At 58.7% G+C, this 21,898-nt stretch carries 22 protein-coding genes; 9 read left to right on the top strand and 13 right to left on the bottom strand.

The genetic code is table 11. From position 1 onward, the window contains the following. The first annotated feature begins 21 nt into the window (after positions 1 to 21). Complete coding sequence (locus tag Q1B21_RS07045; RefSeq protein ID WP_298934819.1) at positions 22 to 1,389, top strand: DEAD/DEAH box helicase; 1,368 nt, start codon at positions 22 to 24, stop codon at positions 1,387 to 1,389. 28 nt (positions 1,390 to 1,417) lie between these two features. On the opposite strand, the gene Q1B21_RS07040 is transcribed toward Q1B21_RS07045, so the two are convergent. From Q1B21_RS07040 to Q1B21_RS07030, 3 genes are read right to left on the bottom strand one after another with little or no spacing between them, the layout of a single operon-like run. Beyond that, a complete protein-coding gene (locus Q1B21_RS07040; RefSeq protein ID WP_299887542.1) occupies positions 1,418 to 2,320 on the bottom strand; it encodes a DMT family transporter in 903 nt (300 codons plus the stop codon). Between the two features lie 21 nt (positions 2,321 to 2,341). Then, complete coding sequence (locus tag Q1B21_RS07035; protein WP_299887539.1) at positions 2,342 to 3,244, bottom strand: fatty acid desaturase; 903 nt, start codon at positions 3,242 to 3,244, stop codon at positions 2,342 to 2,344. Continuing rightward, positions 3,237 to 3,440, bottom strand: a complete 204-nt coding sequence (locus tag Q1B21_RS07030; protein WP_298934816.1) for a DUF2061 domain-containing protein — start codon at positions 3,438 to 3,440, stop codon at positions 3,237 to 3,239. The genes Q1B21_RS07035 and Q1B21_RS07030 overlap by 8 nt, the downstream gene beginning before the upstream one ends. Positions 3,441 to 3,547: 107 nt before the next feature. Here Q1B21_RS07030 and Q1B21_RS07025 point away from each other — a divergent pair, with 107 nt between their 5' ends. Both Q1B21_RS07025 and Q1B21_RS07020 read left to right on the top strand, forming a co-directional pair. Beyond that, a complete protein-coding gene (locus Q1B21_RS07025) occupies positions 3,548 to 4,426 on the top strand; it encodes a helix-turn-helix transcriptional regulator (protein WP_299887534.1) in 879 nt (292 codons plus the stop codon). Positions 4,427 to 4,505: 79 nt separating this feature from the next. Then, on the top strand, positions 4,506 to 4,688 hold the full coding sequence (locus tag Q1B21_RS07020; RefSeq protein ID WP_299075802.1) for a hypothetical protein: 183 nt from the start codon (positions 4,506 to 4,508) through the stop codon (positions 4,686 to 4,688). Positions 4,689 to 4,694: 6 nt separating this feature from the next. On the opposite strand, the gene Q1B21_RS07015 is transcribed toward Q1B21_RS07020, so the two are convergent. From Q1B21_RS07015 to Q1B21_RS07000, 4 genes are all read right to left on the bottom strand, one after another. After that, the gene (locus Q1B21_RS07015) at positions 4,695 to 5,456 is read right to left on the bottom strand and encodes an SDR family oxidoreductase (RefSeq protein ID WP_299887531.1); all 762 of its coding nucleotides are present in this window, start codon (positions 5,454 to 5,456) and stop codon (positions 4,695 to 4,697) included. Continuing rightward, the gene (locus Q1B21_RS07010; protein ID WP_299887528.1) at positions 5,453 to 6,919 is read right to left on the bottom strand and encodes a carnitine 3-dehydrogenase; all 1,467 of its coding nucleotides are present in this window, start codon (positions 6,917 to 6,919) and stop codon (positions 5,453 to 5,455) included. Before Q1B21_RS07010 ends, Q1B21_RS07015 begins: the two co-directional genes overlap by 4 nt. Before the next feature lie 8 nt (positions 6,920 to 6,927). Next, positions 6,928 to 7,257 carry a hypothetical protein gene (locus tag Q1B21_RS07005; RefSeq protein WP_299887525.1) on the bottom strand — a complete coding sequence of 110 codons (330 nt, stop codon included), beginning with the start codon at positions 7,255 to 7,257 and terminating at the stop codon, positions 6,928 to 6,930. 62 nt (positions 7,258 to 7,319) lie between these two features. After that, positions 7,320 to 8,234, bottom strand: a complete 915-nt coding sequence (locus Q1B21_RS07000; protein ID WP_299887522.1) for a 3-keto-5-aminohexanoate cleavage protein — start codon at positions 8,232 to 8,234, stop codon at positions 7,320 to 7,322. A 132-nt stretch (positions 8,235 to 8,366) separates the two neighbouring features. Between Q1B21_RS07000 and Q1B21_RS06995 the strand changes: the two genes are divergently transcribed. Next, positions 8,367 to 9,353, top strand: a complete 987-nt coding sequence (locus Q1B21_RS06995) for a GlxA family transcriptional regulator (protein ID WP_299075816.1) — start codon at positions 8,367 to 8,369, stop codon at positions 9,351 to 9,353. Between the two features lie 69 nt (positions 9,354 to 9,422). Here Q1B21_RS06995 and Q1B21_RS06990 read toward each other — a convergent pair whose 3' ends face one another. The 3 genes from Q1B21_RS06990 to Q1B21_RS06980 are packed head-to-tail and all read right to left on the bottom strand — an operon-like array spanning position 9,423 to position 12,448. After that, positions 9,423 to 10,469 (bottom strand): aldo/keto reductase, encoded by a 1,047-nt coding sequence (locus Q1B21_RS06990; protein WP_299887519.1) that lies wholly within the window; start codon positions 10,467 to 10,469, stop codon positions 9,423 to 9,425. A gap of 37 nt (positions 10,470 to 10,506) precedes the next feature. After that, positions 10,507 to 10,965 carry a DNA polymerase III subunit chi gene (locus Q1B21_RS06985; protein WP_299887516.1) on the bottom strand — a complete coding sequence of 153 codons (459 nt, stop codon included), beginning with the start codon at positions 10,963 to 10,965 and terminating at the stop codon, positions 10,507 to 10,509. A gap of 4 nt (positions 10,966 to 10,969) precedes the next feature. After that, positions 10,970 to 12,448 (bottom strand): leucyl aminopeptidase, encoded by a 1,479-nt coding sequence (locus Q1B21_RS06980; RefSeq protein ID WP_299887513.1) that lies wholly within the window; start codon positions 12,446 to 12,448, stop codon positions 10,970 to 10,972. A 229-nt stretch (positions 12,449 to 12,677) separates the two neighbouring features. Here Q1B21_RS06980 and lptG point away from each other — a divergent pair, with 229 nt between their 5' ends. From lptG to rsmA, 5 genes are all read left to right on the top strand, one after another. After that, positions 12,678 to 13,778: an LPS export ABC transporter permease LptG gene (lptG, locus tag Q1B21_RS06975; RefSeq protein WP_298934985.1), complete on the top strand. Its 1,101-nt coding sequence runs from the start codon at positions 12,678 to 12,680 to the stop codon at positions 13,776 to 13,778. Then, positions 13,778 to 15,934: an LPS assembly protein LptD gene (locus Q1B21_RS06970; protein ID WP_299887509.1), complete on the top strand. Its 2,157-nt coding sequence runs from the start codon at positions 13,778 to 13,780 to the stop codon at positions 15,932 to 15,934. The genes lptG and Q1B21_RS06970 overlap by 1 nt, the downstream gene beginning before the upstream one ends. Continuing rightward, a complete protein-coding gene (locus tag Q1B21_RS06965) occupies positions 15,925 to 17,178 on the top strand; it encodes a peptidylprolyl isomerase (protein WP_299075834.1) in 1,254 nt (417 codons plus the stop codon). The genes Q1B21_RS06970 and Q1B21_RS06965 overlap by 10 nt, the downstream gene beginning before the upstream one ends. Next, positions 17,175 to 18,140 carry a 4-hydroxythreonine-4-phosphate dehydrogenase PdxA gene (gene pdxA / locus Q1B21_RS06960; protein WP_299075837.1) on the top strand — a complete coding sequence of 322 codons (966 nt, stop codon included), beginning with the start codon at positions 17,175 to 17,177 and terminating at the stop codon, positions 18,138 to 18,140. Before Q1B21_RS06965 ends, pdxA begins: the two co-directional genes overlap by 4 nt. Positions 18,141 to 18,224: 84 nt before the next feature. Then, positions 18,225 to 19,067 (top strand): 16S rRNA (adenine(1518)-N(6)/adenine(1519)-N(6))-dimethyltransferase RsmA, encoded by an 843-nt coding sequence (gene rsmA / locus Q1B21_RS06955; RefSeq protein ID WP_299887504.1) that lies wholly within the window; start codon positions 18,225 to 18,227, stop codon positions 19,065 to 19,067. 64 nt (positions 19,068 to 19,131) lie between these two features. Here the strand turns inward: rsmA and Q1B21_RS06950 are convergent, their stop codons facing one another. The 3 genes from Q1B21_RS06950 to prfA form a co-directional block, all read right to left on the bottom strand. After that, a complete protein-coding gene (locus Q1B21_RS06950) occupies positions 19,132 to 19,719 on the bottom strand; it encodes a DUF4167 domain-containing protein (protein WP_299887501.1) in 588 nt (195 codons plus the stop codon). 237 nt (positions 19,720 to 19,956) lie between these two features. Then, on the bottom strand, positions 19,957 to 20,802 hold the full coding sequence (prmC, locus tag Q1B21_RS06945) for a peptide chain release factor N(5)-glutamine methyltransferase (protein WP_299887498.1): 846 nt from the start codon (positions 20,800 to 20,802) through the stop codon (positions 19,957 to 19,959). Further along, positions 20,799 to 21,854, bottom strand: a complete 1,056-nt coding sequence (gene prfA, locus Q1B21_RS06940; RefSeq protein WP_298934984.1) for a peptide chain release factor 1 — start codon at positions 21,852 to 21,854, stop codon at positions 20,799 to 20,801. Before prfA ends, prmC begins: the two co-directional genes overlap by 4 nt. Positions 21,855 to 21,898: the final 44 nt, after the last annotated feature.

Here is a 21,898-nt window from a genome sequence, read left to right as displayed (position 1 = left end):
GTCCGCATGAACCGGACATACATGACAAAGTTTAACGAACTAAACCTGAACCCGAAGGTCCTCAAAGCGATTGAGGAAGCTGGATACGAAACCCCAACTCCAATTCAAGAAGGCGCGATCCCTGCCGCGCTTGAAGGGCGCGATGTTTTAGGCATCGCCCAAACGGGAACCGGCAAGACCGCAAGTTTCACGCTGCCAATGATAACTCTGTTGGCCCGCGGTCGCGCACGGGCGCGGATGCCGCGCTCGCTTGTGCTGTGCCCGACACGGGAACTGGCTGCGCAAGTGGCTGAGAACTTCGATACTTACGCCAAACATCTCAAGCTGACAAAAGCGCTGTTGATCGGCGGTGTCAGTTTCAAGGAACAAGACGCACTGATTGACCGGGGTGTCGATGTGCTGATCGCCACTCCGGGCCGTCTGCTGGATCATTTTGAACGCGGCAAGCTGCTGCTGACTGGCGTTCAGATAATGGTGGTGGACGAAGCCGACCGGATGCTCGACATGGGCTTCATTCCTGATATCGAGCGCATCTTCTCGCTGACACCATTCACCCGGCAGACCCTGTTCTTCTCAGCCACCATGGCGTCGGAGATCGAGCGGATCACCGACACATTCCTGTCCGCACCAAAGCGGGTCGAGGTTGCCCGTCAGGCCACCGCCTCCGAGACGATCGAGCAAGGCGTGGTCATGTTCAAAGGCGGTCGCCGCGATCGCGAAGCCAGCCAGAAACGCAACGTATTGCGCGCATTGATTGATGCCGAAGGTGAAAAGTGCACCAACGCGATCATCTTTTGCAACCGTAAGACCGACGTGGACATCTGCGCCAAGTCACTGAAAAAACACGGATATGATGCCGCAGCCATCCATGGTGATCTGGATCAGTCCCAACGTACGAAAACGCTGGACGGATTCCGCGATGGAACCCTGCGCCTGCTGGTTGCCTCGGACGTGGCCGCACGAGGGTTGGATGTGCCCTCTGTCAGCCATGTGATCAATTTCGATGTCCCCGGCCACCCCGAGGATTACGTCCACCGCATCGGCCGAACCGGTCGCGCGGGACGCGAGGGCAAGGCGATCACGATTTGCTCCTCTCGCGATGAAAAAGCGTTGGCCGCTGTTGAGAAGCTGATTCAGAAAGACATTCCGCGCCTCGACAACCCGATCAAGGCCGAGGAGCCTAAAGCCGAGGCGCCAAAGCCCGAGCGGAAATCCAAAGCTCCGGCCCCGAAAAAGAACGACGATAAAAAAGTTGAACCCCGCAAGGACCCCGAGCCTAAAGGGCGCGGTCGTGGCCGCCGGAACGATCGCGGACCTGACGTTGTGGGTATGGGTGATCACCTGCCCAGCTTCATCGCGCTAAGCTTTGACGAACGTCGCACGGGTTAAACCAGATTAAGGCACCGAACCACTGACCCTAGATGGCCAGGACCAGTACCAAAATCGACAGCCCCAACAATGCAATCCCGGCGATCTCTCGCCGGGTGATGGTTTCCTTAAAGAACAATGTCGAAGCCAGCAGACTTAGGATCAGTTCCACCTGCCCCAACGCTTTGACATAGGCTGCATTCTGCAAGCTGAACGCCCAGAACCAGCAGAATGATCCACCCAGGCTGGTCAGCCCGACGAAGATGCCGGTGCGTCTGGTGTCCCAGACCGCACGCAATTCGGCCCGGTCACGCCACATCAGCCACAGCCACATGCTCAGGAATTGAAACGTGACAACGGTTGCCAGTGTGATCAGGGCGCGGAACCATGCCTCGATCCCCCCGAGCTCAAGCGAGGCACCGCGATAGCTGACAGCTGAGAACGCAAACAACACGCCGGACCCAAGACCCAGTTGTGACGCCCGATTGGTCAGATGGCGCCACCATGCACCGTCGCCACCAGGTGTCTTGGACAGCAACAAAACAGCCGTAAGCCCCATCAGGATCGCCAGAAACGCACCGGCGGAAATGCCGTCTCCCAGGATAACGAACCCGACAATGGCTGTCTGGATCACTTCGGTCTTCTTGAAGGTAATCCCGACCGCAAAGTTGCGCTGCTTGAACAGGGTGACCACGCAGATTGTCGCAAGGATCTGCGCTGTGCCTCCGATTACGACAAACATCCAGAACCGGGCCGTTAGCGGCGGCAGCTCTGCCCCGGTAGTCCAGACCACAATGATCAGGCCCAAAATCGCCAACGGCATCGAATAGGCAAACCGCGCGAAAGTCGCACCAGCAGCGGATAGCTTCACGCTGCTTAGCGATTTCTGCAACATGAAGCGCACGGTTTGAAACGTGGCCGCGGCGATCGCGACGGGAATCCATAAACTCATGGCGTCCCTTGTGTCGCTTAATCAGGACTTTGGCCAGAGCGGATGCGCCACCGGATCTTTGGCCTGCCAAAAATACTCTCGGAAAATCTGGCCGTAAGACCGATATACGTAAGCCTCGTTACAGGCCAGATATCGGTCTTTCCCAGACCGATAAAGTGCGGGCAACCGATACCACGGCGCTGCCGGATTCATGTGATGAACAACGTGTAAATTGTTGTTCAAAAAAAGAAATGCCAGCAATCCGCGATCCTCGACAATGACCGTTCGCGCCCGAGATTTTTCGTGCGCACGGTGTTCCAGGAAGGTACGGATTTTGACCAGCCCCAAGCCGATATAGGCAGAGGCGATGAAGGTCCCGACCGGCATGGCCGACTGCGCCACGATCCAAAGCACAACCGCAACCCCAGGCAAATGCATCGCCCAGGCCAGCAAGACAGCCTTATCTCCTCGTAGAGCGCCGCGCCATTCGTCCCGCAGGAACGCAGCCTGCCCGATTGCCGGGCCCAGCACTACACGGCCCAGCAATGTGTTGTTGGCGGTGTACAGCCGCTTTTGCCATCCGGACAAACCGCCCCAGACCTGCGGGTCCAAATAGTTGGATTCGGGATCATCATAGGGATCTGTCAGGTTTGCATCCTGATGATGTGCCAGATGCAAATCCCGAAACCGATTGAAAGGTATGAACAGTGTCAAAGGAAATGCCATCATTGCTTCGTTCAACCACGTGGCGCGGAACGGGTGCCCGTGCAACGCCTCATGCGTCAGCGACGAATGCAGCGCCGCGACAAGCCCCATCGCTGGAATGGCCAGCCACAGCGACCAGCTTGCAAGCAAAAACACCGCCGCCAGCCACGCGGCATAGCAGGCAACGATCAGAACAAATGTTCCCCATTCGGGGGAGTCGGGCCGCGTCGGTTCAGCCATTGCGACCCCACGAAATCCCTGCCCAGATGCGTTCGTAGACCACATACATCGTCAGACCGATGGCCGTATTGACCAAGGCGACGGCGCCACCCACAGCGGCAGAGCCCGTTGCGATCAGGCCAACACCCGTCATGACGGCCAGGCCCATCGCATTCCAAACGACTGCCTTCACGACAGATCTTTGTCGCGTTTCCATTCCAGACCCCATTTTTATTGTTCTGCAAAAGCGTTACAGACCGCGCCTCATGTGGGGAATTCTGAATATGATTAACAAAACTCATCATTCATGATATTTGTCATCACATGCCTGATAAAATCGACAAACGAGATCGCGCCACTCAATTCCGTCTCCGCTTGGCCCGGGCCATGGAGGACCGACAGATGAGTCAAAGCGCGCTGGCGCGTGGTATCGGCGTTGACCGGTCCACCGTCTCGCAACTACTGACGGATGCAGGTGCGCGCCTTCCCAATGCCCATGTGGTGGGCAGTTGCGCCTCGGCCCTTGGTGTGTCCGCTGATTGGTTGCTGAGCCTGTCGAACCGACCCGAAAGTGCGGCGGAGCTGCTGGCAAGCTCGCTTAGCATGACAGAAGCGCCCCGTGCGCTGGTCGATGAGCGCATCTTTGAATGGCATCAGGAGGCTGCGGGTTACAAAATCCGCTATGTCCCAGCCACCCTGCCCGACATGCTAAAAACCCGCGCTGTGCTGGAATGGGAGTACGCGCCGCATCTGGGTCGGACTGCGGACCAGGCCATCGGCGCGTCTGAAGACCGACTTAAATGGATGCGCAGCGCGCAGTCGGACTATGAAATTGCGATGCCGCTCTATGAGATTCACAGCTTTGCCCATGCTGTCGGGTATTATGAAGGTTTGCCCCTTCATGTCCGGTTGGAACAGATCGACCATCTGCTGGCGTTGTGCGAGCAGCTTTACCCGCGCATGCGTATCTATCTATTTGATGCAAAACGACTTTACTCCGCTCCGGTCACGATCTTCGGACCGTTGCTGTGCGTATTCTATGCTGGCAGCCACTACATGGCTTTCCGCGACCGGGACCGAATCGAGATTTTCACCCGTCATTTCGACACGCTTGTACGCGAGGCTGACCTGACAGCACGCGACTTTCTGGCCCATCTGCGCGCATTGCGGAAGGCGATTTCCGGCCCATCAAAGACGAAGTGATGCAGCAGCGTTCAACCTGTGGTATCGTCAACCGGCGCGAACCTTCGGGTGATCCAACAAAAGACGGAGGATATCAGGAATGGACGCACTCCAAACCGCTCAATACGCACGTGCCTTGTACACCGCTCATGGTGACCGGGCCGAGGCGGAAGCTGCGCAAAAGATGCGCGAATGCGAGGCCGCCGGAAACCGCCAGCAAGCACAGGATTGGCAAGCTGTCCGCCAGTCAATCCGCCAGATTCGCGGCCCAAATCAAGGCTGACGGCGCCTAGAGCTTCGGGTCAGGATTGACCGTGTGACCATCCACCGCGATCACCTGGCCCGACACCAGCCGCGCCGCGTCTGAGGCCAGGAACACGGCCATATTGGCAATGTCCTGTGCCTCGACAAACCGGCCCATCGACGTACCCGAGGCATACCCCGCATATACCTGATCCCGGGTCATGCCCTTGGCGGCGGCTTCACGCTGCAAAACACCTTCCATGCGGGGGCCTTCGACCGAGCCCGGGCAGATCACGTTGCATCGCACACCGTGCGGCCCAAGCTCCATTGCCAAGGTTTTTCCCAGCCCCACCATGCCCCATTTCGCTGCTGCATAAGGCGCGCGATTGGGATATCCGTACTGGCCTGCGGTCGACGCCGTGATCAACACAGCGCCACGGCCCTGTCGCTTCAACATCGGGGTGGCGTGCTTCGCACATAAGAATGCGCCTTCAAGATTGACAGAAAGGCAATTTTTCCAATCTGTTAAGTCCACATCTTCAACCAACGCCGTCGGCCCCGCTATACCGGCGTTTGCGCATAGCGCATCCAACCCGCCCCACTTGGCGTCAATCGCTTCAAACACTCCGGCAACCGCGGATTCATCCGACACATCAACCTCTGCCGTCATCCAGTCAGAGGGGCAATCGGCGAGCCTTTGTGGATCCACATCCGCCACCCAGACCTGCCATCCAGCCGCATCAAAAGCCTCGGCCATCGCCCGCCCAACACCAGAGGCGCCTGCGGTGATCAGTACACGTCCGCTCATGCGGGTTTCCGGATCGCGGCCCCGGCCCCTTCGGGATACGGTAATCCAGCTTGTGCCTTGGCAACCCGGGCCATTGCTGCCTCGATCTCTGCCGATGGCGCGCTGGGGCGGCGGGTTTCCAGGCTGACATGCAACAGGAAGCTTTCACCGGTCGCCAGCAGTTTGTCACCTTCAAACATGCTGTGGAACACGTGCAGTTTCTTACCGGCCCCCAACAGCATCTGGGTCCGCACCTCGATCTTCGCGCCCGCCCGGACCTCATCAACATAGCGGATATGGTTTTCCGCAGTGAAATAGCTGCCGCCCGAGGCAATATAGTCGGCGTCACAGCCCAGTATCTCCATGAACCGGTCTGTCGCCGCGGCAAACGCTTCAAGATACCGCGCCTCATTCATGTGGCCGTTGTAATCCGTCCAGTCCAGTGGCACGGCGCGCGCCAGCGTCAGGATCGGCTGGCTCAGGTCAGCTTGCTCCAGCGTCGGCAACACCCCGGGTTTCAGCGTCAGGTCATGCTGGTTCAGCACCGCGCCCGCGCCCCAATTCTGCGCCTTGAGCGCGCGCATCATGCCGACAAGATTGTTGTCCCGGATACGTTCCAGCTCGCGGATCGAATGCATCCCCGATTGCGCATCGGATTGATCGGCGATCATATCGACCAGATCGTCGGTGAACTCGGGCACATCCATCAGCTTGGTCCAGGGCCATTGCAACGCCGGGCCAAACTGCGCCATGAAATGCCGCATCCCGGCCTCGCCCCCGGCCACGCGGTAGGTCTCGAAAAGGCCCATCTGCGCCCAGCGGATGCCAAACCCCATGCGGATGGCCTCGTCGATCTCTTCGGTCGTGGCGACACCGTCTTTGACCAACCACAAGGCCTCACGCCAGACAGCCTCGAGGAACCGGTCGGCAATATGTGCATCGATTTCCTTCTTCACGTGCAGCGGGAAGAACCCGACCGAGGTCAGCAGGTCTTTTGCCCGTTGGATCATCTCGGGTGGGTTTGCCTCAGTCGGCACCAACTCGATCAACGGCAACAGGTAAACCGGGTTGAACGGATGCGTGACCACAATCTGTTCGGGCCGCAACGCCTCGTCCTGCAATTCGGACGGTTTGAACCCGCTGGTTGAAGACCCAATGATGGCATCTGGATCACATGCCTCTTGCAAACCCTTGTAGACCTTCAGCTTCAGATTCAGACGTTCCGGCACGCTTTCTTGAATCCAACTGGCGCCGGACACGGCCTCAGCCATGTCATCATGAAAGGTCAGCGTCCCTTCGGGCGGCAAAGGCACGTCGCTGAGCCCCGGCAAAGACCGGCGCGCGTTGTCCAGAACCTCACAGATCTTACGCTCCGCCTCAGGATCAGGGTCGAAGACCCGCACATCCCAGCCGTTTAGCAGAAAACGGGCGGCCCATCCGCCACCGATCACGCCACCACCAATGATTGCTGCTGTATTTGTCATACTGTCCTCTAATCGATACAGATCGTCTGCAGGCGCCCGGCTTCATCCAGATGCGAAATACATCCGAATTGCGGCGTGACCGCGCTGCATTGTTTTGTGTCTGACAGGCAGAACCCGGCACAATCGGATGCCTTTTCGCAGGTCTTGCCCGCGTCCGGCAGCGGCAGTAAGCAGACATAGCTGCGCGCCCGGCCGGCGATTTCATAGGTACCGCCTTTGGCCTCGCATACCCGTTTGTCCGACGCATCAAACGTACCGACATCCGGCTGATTGTCGGTCTGACAACTTGCCTGAACCGCGAAGCACAGTAAAAGCATCGTCGCTGAGATCAAACGCATGTTCAGATCCTTACGCCACCGCTGTCGCCGGTCAGCTTTTCCATTCGGCACCTCGCAGGCGCTCAGTTTTTGGGCGCACGCTTGGTCAAACCCAATTTCTCTCGCACCTCTTGCGGCCCAATGACCCGCGCGCCCATGCTTTCGATGATGTTTCCGGCCCGTTCCACAAGCTGCCAGTTTTCGGCCAGCACACCTTTTTCCAGCCACAGGTTGTCTTCCAGACCAACCCGCACGTTACCACCAGCCAGAACTGAGGCCGCCACGTAAGCCATCTCATTTCGCCCCAAAGAAAACGCACTGAAGGTCCAGTCGTCAGGCACGTTGTTCACCATCGCCATGAAAGTGTTCAGATCATCCGGCGCGCCCCATGGCACGCCCATGCACAGCTGCACCAGCGCGTTTGGCTCCAGAATGCCCTCTTTCACCAGCTGTTTGGCAAACCACAGATGGCCCGTATCAAAAGCTTCGATCTCGGGCTTCACGCCCAGATCAGTCATCATCTGCCCCATCGCGCGCAAGGCACCCGGCGTGTTGGTCATCACATAGTCGGCTTCGGCAAAATTCATCGTGCCGCAGTCCAACGTGCAAATCTCGGGCAGGCATTCGGCCACATGCGCCACGCGCTCGGTCGCCCCAACCAGATCGGTTCCCGCCTCGGCCAGTGGCAACGGGCTTTCGACACCGCCAAAGACCATATCTCCGCCCATGCCCGCTGTCAGGTTCAGCACGGCGTCCACTTCGGCATCCCGAATGCGATCAGTGACTTCGCGATACAGCGCCAAATCACGCGAGGGCGTGCCGGTTTCAGGATCGCGCACATGGCAATGCACCACCGCGGCACCAGCCTTGGCCGCGGCAATCGCGCTGTCAGCGATTTGCTTGGGCGAGCGCGGCACATGCGGGCTGCGGTCCTGCGTCCCGCCCGAGCCCGTGACGGCACATGTGATGAAGACTTCGCGGTTCATTTCCAGAGGCATGGCGTTTTCCCCAAGTTATACCCGGTTTTGTCATGGGTTTTCCCCAGACTTCTCCCCGGATTCCGATTTGCGTCAGTGCCAACTCTGGCGCAGCCTTAGCCAAACAACTTGGCAATATGCGAATCAGACTTGATGAAATCCGCAAAAAACATACTTCAGCCCGAACATCGCGCCCTGAAAACGGCGGTGCTGGTTCTGGATGAATGCAACACGCTCAGCTTCGCATCTGCGGTCGATCCGATGCGAGCCGCCAACCGACTGGCGGACCGACCCGCCTTCGATTGGGATTATGTGACCGCTACGGCGGAACCAGCGATGTTGACCAGCGCGCTCAGCGTTCCGGGCACTCCGCTGGCGCGGTTGCAAAGCTGTGATCTGATGATTGTGGTCGCGGGATTCCAACTGGCGCGCCACGCCACGCCAAGCCTGCTGGCCGGCTTGCGGCGCATCGCGGCCACCGGAGCCACCATGGCAGGGATAGACGGCGGCCCCTGGCTTCTGGCCGAAGCCGGTCTGCTGGACGGGCACCCCGCCACAACCCATTGGGAAGATCTGGACAATTTCGCCGCCCGTTTCCCCGAAGTCGACATGCGCCCCGACCGGTTCACCGTCTCCGAAGGGCGCCTGACCTCTGGCGGCGCCATTCCCGCCGTCGAGATGATGTTGCATGTTATCGCGGCCCGGCACGGCGCAGGTTTCGCGGCCCGCGTCTCGGGGTTGTTCCTCTACGAAGGCGCGCCCGAACCGTCGAAACCGCAAAGCCGCACGGGTCTGCCCCATCGCCATACAGCGCTGACCGCCCGCGCGAACACGCTGATGGAATCCTCGCTGGACGATCCGCTGGCGCTGTCCGATATCGCCTCAAACCTGGGCACCAGCCCCCGCACCTTGCAACAGCAATTCCGCCTGCGCCTGAACACGACCCCACAGGATCACTATCTGCAACTTCGTCTGGCCGAAGCGCGTCGTCTGGTCACCGATACGAATATGCCTCTGATGGATGTCGCCATGGCCACCGGCTTTGTATCGCAATCCAGCTTTGCCCGCGCATTTCGCACAGCGCACGGTCAGTCGGCCCGGGACTTGCGGCAAAAACACACGCAACCCACCCATCACTGACTGGGCCCCTTCATCTGGCCAAGCAATATCCCGGGGGCATCACCGTAGGTGACGGAGCAGAGCCCTGCCTTAGTAGGGCATCGGATGCGCCTTATGGGCGGCACTGATCTCGGCCAGGACGTCTTTTGACAACTCCAGATCAGCCCCTGCCAGAATGTGCTCCAACTGGCTCACCGTCGTGGCCCCAAAAATCGCGGACATCATGAAGGGGCGTGACCGGCACCAGGCCAGCGCCATATGCGTCGGGTCCAGACCATGTCGCGCGGCAATCTCAAGATAAGCTGCGACCGCACCGAAGACGCGTTCGTATTTGCGCCCGCCCATCTCGGGAACCAGCGACATTCGAGAGCCTTCGGGCACCGCTCCGTCCTGATACTTGCCCGTCAGAAACCCGGCGGCGAGCGGGGAAAACGCCAACAATCCCACATCCTCGTGCATGCTGAGTTCAGCCATATCCGTGTCATAGAGACGGCATAGAAGCGAGTATTCATTCTGAACCGACGCCACACGCGGCCCGCCGGTTTCCTCTGCCAGTCGCAGCCATCGCGCCGTGCCCCAGGCGCTTTCGTTCGAAAGACCAAAGGCGCGAATAGTCCCCCTGTCTACCTCTGCCTGCAACGCCTCAAGACACTCCTGCATGTTGTCGACAACTTCGTCGGTATTGTGGCCGGTTGGCGCATAGCTCCAGTTCTGTCGAAACATATAGCTGCCGCGATTGGGCCAGTGAAACTGATACAAATCGATGCAATCTGTCTGCAGTCGCCGCAGAGACCCTTCAATCGCCTCGGGGATCGTCTGACCCGAGATCGGCGCCCCGTCCCGGGCATGCGAGAACCCCGCCCCCGAGTGTTTGGTGGCCAGAACATAGCTGTCCCGGCGCGCCGAATTGGCGGCGTTCCAATTGCCAAGGATTTCTTCGGTGCGCCCAACGGTTTCTTTCGAGATCGGGTTCACCGGATACATCTCGGCCGCATCGACAAAGTTGATCCCGGCCTCAAGCGCCATGTCCATCTGTTGATGCGCGTCTGCCTGGGACGTTTGGGTGCCAAACGTCATGGTTCCAAGGCACAGATCCGACACCATGATCCCAGTGCGGCCCAAAGGCTTCATTTCCATCCGTCACTCTCCTGAAAATACGTTCGAAGACAAAGCGCTATGCCTCGGCCTTCTTTTCCCACCGCCCCGACTCCTCGGACCAGTATTGCGCAGAACATCCCGCATCGGTCAGATCTTTCCACTGACCCCGCGCCTGCTGAACAGCCTGGTCATCATTGCCGTCGAACAGGATACAAACCCGCTCAAGCGCCCCGACCTCGCTGGGATCAACAACTGCGCCGTCGACCGCCATGACACAGGCCGGATCATTGGCGGCTTTTGCCTCAGTCGTCAGCAATATGGGTTGTGCCTGGTCATGTGGCCCACCGGCACGGCCATGCGGCAGAAATCCCTCTTCGGGTCCCAGCCACAGTTTTTCATCCAGCCAATCCAACCGTGCAGGGTCGGTGCCCCGCACGGCAATCCGCCACCCGGCCTGCTGCGCCTTGTCCAACAGGGCTGGCAAGGTCCGCTCTAACGGCTGGCGGGTCAGGTGATAGAAATAGACGGCCCCCATCAGATTATTCTTCAGCGGTCTCGAAATTGTCCTGCACGAAGCGGCTTAGCGCGCGCACGCCCCAGCCAGTCGCCCCTTTCGGCGCGTAAGACGTCTCTGTGGTGACCGAGGCGACACCCGCAATGTCCAGATGAATCCAAGGCGTTTCTTCTTTGACAAAGCGTTGGAGGAACTGCGCAGCCGTGATCGATCCCGCCGGTCGGCCACCCACATTCTTCATGTCGGCAATGCGCGACTTTAACAGCTTGTCATACCCGGCGCCCAGCGGCATCCGCCACGCGCCTTCATCTTCTGCCTTGGCGGATTTCAGGAACGCATCACAGAACGTATCATTGTTCGAAAACACACCGGCATTCTCGTGCCCCAGACCGATGATCACCGCGCCGGTCAGTGTTGCCAGATCGATCATGCCAACCGGTTCGAACCGCTCCTGCGCGTACCACATGACATCACACAGAACCAAACGGCCTTCGGCGTCGGTATTAATAACCTCGACCGTATCACCCTTCATTGACGTCACCACATCACCGGGACGTGTTGCGTTACCTGAGGGCATGTTTTCTACCAGCCCGACCAGCCCGACCACATTGGCTTTGGCCTTGCGCTTGGCCAGGGCCCGCATAGCGCCGGCCACAACACCCGCACCGCCCATATCCATGGTCATGTCTTCCATGCCGCCGGCAGGCTTCAGCGAGATGCCACCGGTATCGAACACGACACCCTTGCCGACCAGCGCCAGCGGGGCGTCGCCCTTGTCTCCGCCTTTCCAGTGCATGACAACGACTTTTGACGGGCTATCCGAGCCCTGCCCGACGCATAACAACGTGCGCATACCAAGCTCTGCCAATTTATCTTCTTCCAGAACTTCGACCTCAAGGCCAAGATCTTTCATCTCGGCCAGGCGATCTGCAAACTCGGTGGTGGTCAGAACATTCGCAGGCTCGTTGGTCAGATCCCGCGTCATCCGTACACCATCCGCGATTGCGTATAGAGGTGCGAACGCTGCCTTGGCTTCTTCGTGTTTCGAGTGGCCGATGGTCACCGCCCCAGCACCGTCGCTTTCCTTGGTTTTATGCGCGTCAAAGTCGTAGCTGCGCAGGGCAATCCCCATCGCAAGATGTTCGACATGCACCTGATTTCCCGCCATCACCAATATATCTTTGCTGCCCGCCAGTTTGGCCACGGCGGCACCGGCTTTACGCGCTTCGTCATGTTCGGGGCGGCGCGGCAGAACCAGAACGTCCAATGCCTCAGCCGCCATACCCGCGGGCCAAGCCAGAGAGATCACGTCGCCTGATTTGGACTTCCCAAATTTCTCACTTTCCACCAGCCGTGCAACAGCGCCTTTGGTCAACCGGTTCGCGCGGCGCGCAGCCGGGCTCATTTTACCGTCCGACGGAATAATGATAACGACGCGCCCTTCGGCCTGCGCCATTGCGTCTACGTCGAAGGCCTGAAAATGGATCGGTACAAGACTGCTCATTGCAAACTCCTCAAAATCTGTTCCCCAAGACCTAGCCTGCGCTGCCCAACTTGACCAGATAGCAGTTTTCCCCGTCTCGCAATTGCATTAAGGTCCCGAAAAAATAACCGGCGGGCTCGGGGGAGAATGAAGTGGAACCAAACGGCAGGCATAGGCCGTCGCGCATTGTTAAATGCGTGGTCGATTCCGGCCTGAACCCCCACTTCACAAGCTTAACGAGGGCACGCTCGTGATCCTCGATCGTTACTTCGCCCGTCGATTTTTGCAGAGTTTTCTGGTCATAGGAGCCATTTTCCTGACCCTGATGATTCTGATCGATCTGATCGAACAGGTGCGCCGCTTTAACGATGTTGATTTGTCCTTTGGACGTTTGCTGCACTTGACCCTGCTGAACACACCGGCCGCAATCAGCGAAATGCTGCCCTTGCTGGTCATTTTGTCCACAATTGCACTGTTTGTTGGGCTGGCGCGTACATCCGAACTGGTGGTGACCCGCGCCACGGGCCGGTCCGGCATCCGTGCGCTGGTGGCCCCTGTCCTGCTGGCGCTGACTATCGGTGCGCTTGCCGTGGCATTGCTGAACCCGATCGCAGCGGCCACTTCTGAAGAGTTTCAGCGCCTGTCCGATTCCTATCGCAACAATGGCAGTTCTGCGCTGTCGATCAGCAGCGAGGGTCTTTGGCTGCGGCAAAGTGCTGAAAACGGTCAGGCTGTGATTCACGCCCGTGGCACCTCGAACGGAGATACGCTGGGTCTGAATGACGTAACCATCATTACTTTTGCCCCCGATGGCAAACCAACTCAACAAATCATCGCCGACCGAGCCGAGCTTCAGGATGGAAAATGGGTGTTGTCGCAAGCGAAAATTTGGAGGCTGCAGGATGGGCAGAACCCGGAATTCAACTCGGTGGCGCATGACCGGTTGGAGCTGCCAACATCACTGACGCGCGAACGCATTCTGGATACTCTTGGGCAACAAGACTCGGTCTCGGTCTATGACCTCCCACAGCTGATATCGGATCTGCGCGAGGCCGGGTTTTCGACCAAGCAATACGAAGTCTGGCTGCAGGCCCAACTGGCCCGCCCCTTCTTCCTGGTCGCAATGGTCTTGATCGGAGCAGCCTTCACCATGCGCCATGTCCGTTTCGGTGGTACGGGAATTGCCGTGCTGACGGCCGTTCTGTTGGGCTTTGGTATCTATTTCATCCGCAATTTTGCGCAAATTCTCGGGGAAAACGGACAATTGCCCATCTATGTCGCTGCCTGGGCGCCGCCCTTTGCCGCAATCTTACTGGCTCTCGGCTTGCTCTTACATGCGGAGGATGGCTGATGCGGCACATTGTTGCTCTGCTGCTGACAAGCGCAATTGCCTTGTCGGTCGCCGCTGGTCTTGTTGCGCAAACGACAACGCTGCAGGCGCAAGGATCGCAGGAACAGCAGGAACCGGCTCTTCTGGTCGCCGACAAGGTGTTTATCACCTCAGATCGCGACCTTGTGGCCGAGGGCAATGTCGAGGCGTTCCAGGGCGACATCAAATTGTCTGCGCGGCGCGTTGTCTACAACCGGGAAACCGGCGAGCTGACACTAGAAGGCCCCATTCGCATCGACCAGGGTGGTCGGTCTACGGTTCTTGCCGATTCCGCACAGCTGGACAGCGGCATTCAAAACGGCTTGCTGAACGGCGCGCGGATGGTGTTTGACCAGCAAGTTCAAATTGCGTCGGTGCAAGCCAAAAGGGCATCGGGCCGCTATACGCAATTCAGTAAGGTCTCGGCCACCTCATGTCATGTCTGCGACAATGGGAAGCCGCCGCTGTGGCAAATTCGGGCCCGCAAGGTCACGCATGATCAGCTGGAACGACAACTCTATTTCGAAGGCGCGCAGCTTAGGGTGCTGGACTATCCGGTATTCTATTTCCCTTACCTGCGCCTGCCTGATCCGACACTAGACCGCGCGACAGGCTTTCTGGTCCCGTCGATCCGGACAACCTCGCAATTGGGCACAGGCGTGCAGGTCCCGTATTTCTTCAAGCTGGGAGATCACAAAGACCTGACGCTGACGCCCTACCTCTCGCCCAAAACCACAACACTGGGCTATAGATACCGTCAGGCGTTTGTGAACGGCCGCATCCAGATCGAAGGCGCCTATACACGAGATGATGTGCAGCAGGATCAGGACCGCGGCTATCTGTTTGCCAACGGCTGGTTCACCCTGAAGAACGACTACCGTTTTACCTTCAATCTTCAGACCGCGTCGGACGATGCATATCTTGCCGATTACGGCCTGCCGGATCTGGATCGCCTGCGCAGCGAAATTGCGTTAGAACGGATCAAGCGCGACACAGCGTTCAGAACCAGTCTCATTCACTACAAAACCCTGCGCGACAGCGAAAATCAGGACGAGATTCCGTCGCGCGTGTTTGATCTGAACTACCAGAAACGCTTTTTTCCAAGCACACTTGGGGGCGAAGTCCGGCTCAGCTTTATCGGTCACGCCCATGAACGTACCAGCGACGAAGATGTCGTCGGGCGGGACATAGCCCGGGCAACGTTTGATGCAGAGTGGTTGCGCAGCTGGACCTTTGCCTCGGGCCTGCGGGCAGATGCCCAGCTTGGGGCGTCGATTGACACGTTCAACATTCGCCACGACAGCAACTTTCCCACGGAAGTCACCCGTTCGACCCCGCGCGCGGCCCTCACCCTGCGCTATCCGATGACCCGGCGTGAGAAATCCGGCGCGACCCAATTCCTTGAACCGATTGCGCAATTTGGCTGGACAGATGTTTCTGACACCGACGTCCCCAATGACGAAAGCACCTTTCAAGACTTCGATCAGGGCAACCTACTATCGCTGTCACGGTTCCCCGCAGAAGACCAACGAGAAGATGGTGCGACAGCGGTCGTGGGCCTCAATTGGGCCCGGTATGCTGCAAATGGCTGGCAGGCGCTGGCTACGGTTGGTCAGGTGTTCCGGGCGGATGCCGATCCGAATTTCAATCTGACGTCCGGACTACAGGGCACATCGTCAGACCTGTTGTTGGCGGGCCAGATCCGCACCGCCAATGGCTGGTCACTTGCCGGGCGCGGCTTGTTGGATAGCGATCTGAGTTTTGTCAAAGCCGAGGTTCGCGGCGCTTGGGAGAAAGATGGTGCCGGCGTGTCAGGCAGTTACATCTGGCAGGAAACAGACCCCGCTGAAAATGCTACCGATGAGATCTCTGAGATTTGGCTGCTTGGGCGGTACCCAATCGATCAAAACTGGCTAACAGAAGCCGAAGCTCGCTATGATTTCGCCGAATCCGAACCCATCCGCCTTGGGCTCGGTGTGACCTACCAGAACGAATGTGTTCAGGTTAACATGTCCGTAACGCGACGCTTTACTTCAACATCAACTATTGAGCCTTCGACCGAATTCGGCTTTACCCTGTCGCTGACAGGTTACGCCCTCGAAGGTGGTGGCAAAACATACAAGAGAAAATGCAGTTGATATCAGGTTTCTTCAGGTTTCTTCGTTCCGGTTGGCTTAAACCGGTTGCTCCGGCTTTGATCGCCGCGTCGCTTAGCTTCGTTGCGCCGCATGTCAGTGCCCAAGGTTTGTTCTCACCTGCGATACGCGTCAATCAGGACATCGTCACGTGGTACGAATTGGACCAAAGGCTTCAGTTTCTGACTGTGCTGGGCATTCCCGGCGGCTCGGATGAGGAAGTCCGACAGGCTTTGATCGATGACAGGTTGCGTAAACAAGCGATGAACGAGGCTGGAATTCAGGTTGCCCCCGAAGATGTGCAATTGGGAATCGATGAATTTGCAGCGCGCGGACAATTGACGACAGAACAATTCCTGCAACTGCTCGGCGAGGCCGGCGTTGCACCTGAAACCGTTCGGGACTTCGTGGCAGATCAATTGTCCTGGCGCGACTACATCAGTTCTCGCTACCTGTCTCAGGCCCGCCCGACGCAAGACGAAATCAACCGCGCTTTGGGACAGGCAGGTGGTGGCGGGCTGCAAGTTTTGTTGTCCGAGATCATTATTCCCGTAAACCCCCAGACTTTGGCCCAGACCGAGCTTTTGGCAGAAGAAATTGCCCAATTACAGGGGTTTGATGCGTTTTCTGCCGCAGCCGCGCAATATTCCGCAGCGTCCACCCGCGACAATGGCGGACGCCTGGATTGGCTCAATATCTCCAACCTGCCACCTGCTCTGCAACCGGTGATTCTGGGCCTGCAGAATGGCGAGGTCACTGATCCGATCTCTCTGCCAAATGCCGTCGCTCTGTTTCAGCTACGTGGTCTACGCGAAGTTGCAACAGGCGCACCCAGATACTCCAAGATCGACTACGCCATTTACTACCTGCCCGGCGGCCGCAGCGCCGACACGCTGGCAACTGCTGCGCGTTTGAAAGAAGAGATCGACACTTGCGATGACCTCTATGGCATCGCGAAGGATCAGCCGCGCGAGGTTCTGGATCGCATCGACGCAGCCCCGTCCGAGATTCCCCGCGATGTGGCCGTCGAACTGGCCAAACTTGACCGAAACGAAGTGTCGACAACGCTAACCCGCAACAATGGCCAAACGCTGATGTTCCTGATGCTGTGCAACCGAACTCGCGACCTGGGTGAAGACACGTCACGCGAAGATGTGGCCAATGCCCTGACCCAGCAGCGCCTGCAAGCCTTTGCCGACAGCCTGCTGGAACAGCTACGGGCCGACGCAACCATTACCGAGCAATGACGGCTCCTATCGCGCTTAGCTGCGGTGATCCGGCTGGAATCGGCCCGGAAGTCGCAGCCAAAGCGTGGAATCACCTGCGTGACGCCTGCCCGTTTGTCTATATCGGCGATGCCGCTCACCTGCCGGATGAAACGCCCACGCAAGTGATCGAAGACCCGTCGCAAGCGTCACGAGTCAGTTCAACCGCCTTGCCAGTGCTGCAACTAGAGTTCCCGTCCGCGAACAGACCCGGCGATCCCGATCCAGCAAACGCACCGTCGGTCATTGATGCCATCGAACAGGGGGTTGCTTTGGTGCAATCCGGCAAAGCTTCGGCGCTGTGCACCGCCCCGATCCATAAAAAGGCGCTCATCGACGGGGCCGGGTTCGCCTATCCCGGCCATACCGAGTTTCTCGCCGCGCTGGCCGGGCGTAACCGCGTGGTGATGATGCTCGCCAGCGATCAGCTGCGCGTGGTTCCTGCGACCATCCACATTCCGTTGTCACGCGTTCCTCAGGAACTCACCCCAGGGGTGTTGCGCGAAACTATCGCGATCACCGCTGAAGGCCTGCGGCAGTATTTCGGCATCCCTCACCCGCGACTTGCCGTCGCCGGTTTGAACCCCCATGCCGGCGAGGGAGGCAAAATGGGCACCGAGGAGCTGGATTGGATCGCGCCGCTGCTGTCGGACCTGACCAGCGACCACTACACGGTTACCGGCCCGCTGCCTGCGGACACCATGTTCCACAGCGCCGCCCGCACCCGCTATGACGCGGCGATTGCGATGTATCACGATCAGGCCCTGATCCCGATCAAAACGCTGGATTTTGACCGCGGTGTCAATGTGACGCTGGGTCTGCCCTTCATACGCACCTCACCTGACCACGGCACTGCACTGGATATCGCGGGAAAAAACATCGCCAACCCCACCAGCCTGATCGAAGCTCTGAAACTCGCCCAACGGATGGCACAGACCCCTTGATGCTTCATCTGGTCAAAAATATCCCCGCCGGAGGCAAAAAACCTCTGGCACCACGCTGCCTTTCCGCGCCACGGTAGTCGGATCATGAGCGCCATCGACACACTTCCCCCATTGCGCGAGGTTATCGCGTCACACCAACTGTCCGCCCGCAAGTCGCTGGGTCAGAACTTTTTGCTGGACCTCAACCTGACTGCCAAGATCGCCCGCCAGGCCGGTGATTTGCAAGACTGCGATGTTCTGGAAATCGGCCCAGGCCCCGGAGGTCTGACACGCGGCTTGTTGTCCGAAGGCGCGCGCAAGGTTGTCGCCGTGGAAAAAGACACCCGGTGTATCGCCGCCTTGAATGATATTGCCGCGGCCTATCCCGGCAAGCTTGAGGTGATCAACGGTGATGCGCTGGAAATCGAACCTCTGGCTCATCTGACGCCGCCGATCCGGGTCGCAGCCAACCTGCCATACAATGTCGGAACCGAGCTTTTGGTGCGTTGGCTGACGCCACCAGAATGGCCACCGTTCTGGCAAAGCCTGACGCTGATGTTCCAACGCGAGGTGGCCGAGCGCATCGTTGCCCAACCCGGCAGCAAAACCTACGGGCGTCTGGCCATTCTTGCTCAGTGGCGCGCCGAGGCGCGTATTGCCATGTCCCTGCCGCCGGGCGCGTTCACTCCGCCGCCCAAAGTCTCCAGCTCGGTCGTTCATCTGACTGCCCTGCCCGAGCCGCGCTATCCTGCAGATGCCGCCACTTTGTCCCGCACAGTTGCTGCGGCCTTCAACCAGCGGCGTAAGATGCTGCGCGCGTCCCTGAAGGGCGTCGCCCCGGACATCGAAGACCGCTTGGTCGCCGCCGGTATCAAGCCTACAGACCGCGCCGAGCAAATCTCGCTCGAAGCGTTTTGTGCATTGGCCCGCGAAATTCGAAAAACCTGATACAATAAAAAGAAAACCCCGGCGCATATACCGGGGTTTCTTAACTCAAAGCCTGTTGGGCTGACTATTCAGCAGCCTCAGGCGTATCGCCATTGTCACCGGTCGTTTCCGGTTTGGGTGCCGGTTTCGGCTTGCGGGCGCGAGGTTTGCGCGCTGGCTTTTCCTTGCGCTCTGGCGCCTCGGAACCTTCTGCAGGCGCATTGCCCTGGCTTTCGGGGGTTTCGACCAGCCCGCTTTCAGGCGCAGTTGCCTCGGACCCGAAATCCATGACGTCGGGCTGCGGCGTCTCGGCCGGATCAGACTGACGGGCGGCTTCGCGTTCCTGACGCTCGGCGCGTTCACGATCGCGTTCTGCCTGGCGTTCGCGGTTCTGGCGCTCCTGCTCTTCGCGGCGCGCTTCCATCTCTTTCTGCGCTTCGCTGAGCAGTCGCAAGTAATGCTCAGCATGTTGCTGAAAGTTCTCGGCCGCAACGCGGTCATTGCTGAGCTGGGCATCGCGCGCCAACTGATTGTACTTATCTATGATTTGCTGCGGTGTGCCACGCACCTTTCCTTCCGGACCCGAGCTGTCAAAAACCCGGTTTACGACGTTGCCGCCAGAAGGACGATTGCGGTTATTCTTGGCCCGCGAGCGGGATTTGGAAGATCTCATCTACTTTACGTCAGCCTTGTCATTCGCTGTCGATCAACCCGTACCTTACGCTGCTCAGAGGCTTGTGCCGTAACGCGTCATCGACTTTTTGGGCTTGGCGTCAGGGGCGCGCTGAAACAGCGTCTACCTCGCCGACTAATCCTGAGTAAACATGTCCTGCGCGTACAGACAAGAGGATTCTCGGAATTTTCTCAGCTTTTTTACCGAGATCGGCGTTTTTCGGCCTCAGTTTTGCGTTTACCCTGGCATTCTGGCACCAACCACGCGGTCGCGCCTATCCAGATCGGGGATTATCCGGATGTCAGCCAGACCTGATGCATCCAAAAGGGCGGACACTTGCGCGGCTTGTGTGGGGCCAATTTCAACCAATATACGCCCACCAGGCATCAGAAAGTCAGGCGCGCCTGCGGCAATGTGGCGATACGCGCCCAACCCATCGCCCTCGTCCGTCAAAGCCAACCGGGGTTCGTGCTCACGAACCTCCGGCGATAATTCGTTCATCTCGGCCAACGATATATAGGGCGGGTTCGACACGATCAGATCAAACGCGCCGTTAACGCCGTCAAACCAATTGGATTTGCGAATATCGATCCGCTCCTGAACATTGTGTTTCACGGCATTTGCGCTGGCCTGCAGGCAGGCGGCTTCGCTCACATCTACACCCACCCCTGTTGCACTGGTACGCTCAGCCAGCAAAGTGACCAGGATACAGCCCGAGCCTGTTCCCAGGTCCAAAACATGATCAAAAGGCTCGCTCAGCGCCGCCTCGATCAAGGCCTCGGTCTCAGGCCTTGGGTCCAAAACATCACTGCTGACGCGGAATCCGCGGCCATAGAATTCGCGTTCACCCAATAGATGCGAAACCGGCACCCGGATGGCGCGCAGTGAGATCAACTGATCATAACGCTCAGAAATCTCAGGCGACAGTTCTTCGGGCGCGATCAACGTAACACGGCTGGCTTCTATCCGGGCGGCATGAGCCAGCAACACACGCGCGTCCCGCGCCGGATCGTCCACACCAGCTGCGCGCAGCCGCGCCGTTGCGGCCACCATCGCGTGCGCGGCTGTCTGCATTCCTGTCATTGCGCCATCTCAGCAAGCAAACGCGCCTGATCGTCGGCGGTCAGCGCGTCGATCACCTCATCCAGATCGCCCTGCATCACCTGATCCAGCTTATAAAGCGTCAGGTTGATACGGTGATCGGTCATGCGGCCTTGCGGAAAATTATAGGTTCTGATGCGCTCGGACCGATCACCCGATCCCACCTGACTGGCCCGATCGGCCGAACGTTCGCTGTCAATCCGCTGACGTTCCTGATCATAAAGGCGTGTTTTCAGCACCTGCATGGCAATTTCACGGTTGCGGTGCTGCGACTTCTCGGAACTGGTCACCACCAGACCACTGGGCAAATGCGTGATCCGCACCGCCGAATCGGTGGTGTTCACATGTTGCCCGCCAGCGCCTGACGATCGCATCGTATCGATCCGTATGTCATTGGCGTCGATCTGGATGTCTACGTCTTCCGCCTCGGGCAGGACCGCAACCGTCGCGGCTGAGGTATGAATGCGCCCGCCGCTTTCGGTTTCAGGCACCCGCTGCACCCGGTGCACGCCGGATTCGTACTTCATCCGGGCAAAGACATTTTCGCCTTTGATATGGGCCACAACCTCTTTGATACCACCCAGATCAGAGGCCTGTTCCTCGATGATCTCGAATTTCCAGCCGCGCGCCTCGGCATAGCGCTGATACATCCGCAGCAAATCTCCGGCAAACAGAGCGGCCTCATCCCCGCCGGTTCCGGGCCGGATTTCCAGCATCGCTGGCCGGGCATCCGCGGCATCTTTGGGTAAAAGCACCAGTTGCAGCGCATGTTCTGCCTCCGGGATACGCGACTGCAACGCAGGAATTTCTTCCTCGGCCAGTTCTTTCATATCCGGGTCGGTCAGCATAGCCTCGGCATCGGCCAGATCGGTGACCAGCTGACGCCAGGCCATGATCTGATCGACCACCGGTTTCAGATCAGAATATTCTTTCGCCAGCGTCGCGATGTCTCCGCCCGAGGCACCATCGGCCATGGCTGCTTCGAGGTATTGAAAACGCTGGGTGATCTGTTCAAGTCGTTCTTCGGGGATCATCCGGGCGGTGTCTATCAATCCGGGGCTATGGTCAAGGCCCCGCC

The organism is uncultured Ruegeria sp., from assembly GCF_947504215.1.
GTDB lineage: Bacteria > Pseudomonadota > Alphaproteobacteria > Rhodobacterales > Rhodobacteraceae > Ruegeria.
The sequence above is the reverse complement of the archived record's forward strand: the minus strand, read 5'-3'. Positions and strand labels throughout refer to the sequence as shown.

Coding starts and splice junctions, on each gene's coding strand:
- Q1B21_RS07045 (WP_298934819.1), top strand. CDS start 22: ATGACAAAGTTTAACGAACTAAACCTGAACCCGAAGGTCCTCAAAGCG.
- Q1B21_RS07040 (WP_299887542.1), bottom strand. CDS start 2,320: ATGAGTTTATGGATTCCCGTCGCGATCGCCGCGGCCACGTTTCAAACC.
- Q1B21_RS07035 (WP_299887539.1), bottom strand. CDS start 3,244: ATGGCTGAACCGACGCGGCCCGACTCCCCCGAATGGGGAACATTTGTT.
- Q1B21_RS07030 (WP_298934816.1), bottom strand. CDS start 3,440: ATGGAAACGCGACAAAGATCTGTCGTGAAGGCAGTCGTTTGGAATGCG.
- Q1B21_RS07025 (WP_299887534.1), top strand. CDS start 3,548: ATGCCTGATAAAATCGACAAACGAGATCGCGCCACTCAATTCCGTCTC.
- Q1B21_RS07020 (WP_299075802.1), top strand. CDS start 4,506: ATGGACGCACTCCAAACCGCTCAATACGCACGTGCCTTGTACACCGCT.
- Q1B21_RS07015 (WP_299887531.1), bottom strand. CDS start 5,456: ATGAGCGGACGTGTACTGATCACCGCAGGCGCCTCTGGTGTTGGGCGG.
- Q1B21_RS07010 (WP_299887528.1), bottom strand. CDS start 6,919: ATGACAAATACAGCAGCAATCATTGGTGGTGGCGTGATCGGTGGCGGA.
- Q1B21_RS07005 (WP_299887525.1), bottom strand. CDS start 7,257: ATGCGTTTGATCTCAGCGACGATGCTTTTACTGTGCTTCGCGGTTCAG.
- Q1B21_RS07000 (WP_299887522.1), bottom strand. CDS start 8,234: ATGCCTCTGGAAATGAACCGCGAAGTCTTCATCACATGTGCCGTCACG.
- Q1B21_RS06995 (WP_299075816.1), top strand. CDS start 8,367: ATGAAATCCGCAAAAAACATACTTCAGCCCGAACATCGCGCCCTGAAA.
- Q1B21_RS06990 (WP_299887519.1), bottom strand. CDS start 10,469: ATGGAAATGAAGCCTTTGGGCCGCACTGGGATCATGGTGTCGGATCTG.
- Q1B21_RS06985 (WP_299887516.1), bottom strand. CDS start 10,965: ATGGGGGCCGTCTATTTCTATCACCTGACCCGCCAGCCGTTAGAGCGG.
- Q1B21_RS06980 (WP_299887513.1), bottom strand. CDS start 12,448: ATGAGCAGTCTTGTACCGATCCATTTTCAGGCCTTCGACGTAGACGCA.
- Q1B21_RS06970 (WP_299887509.1), top strand. CDS start 13,778: ATGCGGCACATTGTTGCTCTGCTGCTGACAAGCGCAATTGCCTTGTCG.
- Q1B21_RS06965 (WP_299075834.1), top strand. CDS start 15,925: ATGCAGTTGATATCAGGTTTCTTCAGGTTTCTTCGTTCCGGTTGGCTT.
- pdxA (WP_299075837.1), top strand. CDS start 17,175: ATGACGGCTCCTATCGCGCTTAGCTGCGGTGATCCGGCTGGAATCGGC.
- rsmA (WP_299887504.1), top strand. CDS start 18,225: ATGAGCGCCATCGACACACTTCCCCCATTGCGCGAGGTTATCGCGTCA.
- Q1B21_RS06950 (WP_299887501.1), bottom strand. CDS start 19,719: ATGAGATCTTCCAAATCCCGCTCGCGGGCCAAGAATAACCGCAATCGT.
- prmC (WP_299887498.1), bottom strand. CDS start 20,802: ATGACAGGAATGCAGACAGCCGCGCACGCGATGGTGGCCGCAACGGCG.
- prfA (WP_298934984.1), bottom strand. CDS start 21,854: ATGATCCCCGAAGAACGACTTGAACAGATCACCCAGCGTTTTCAATAC.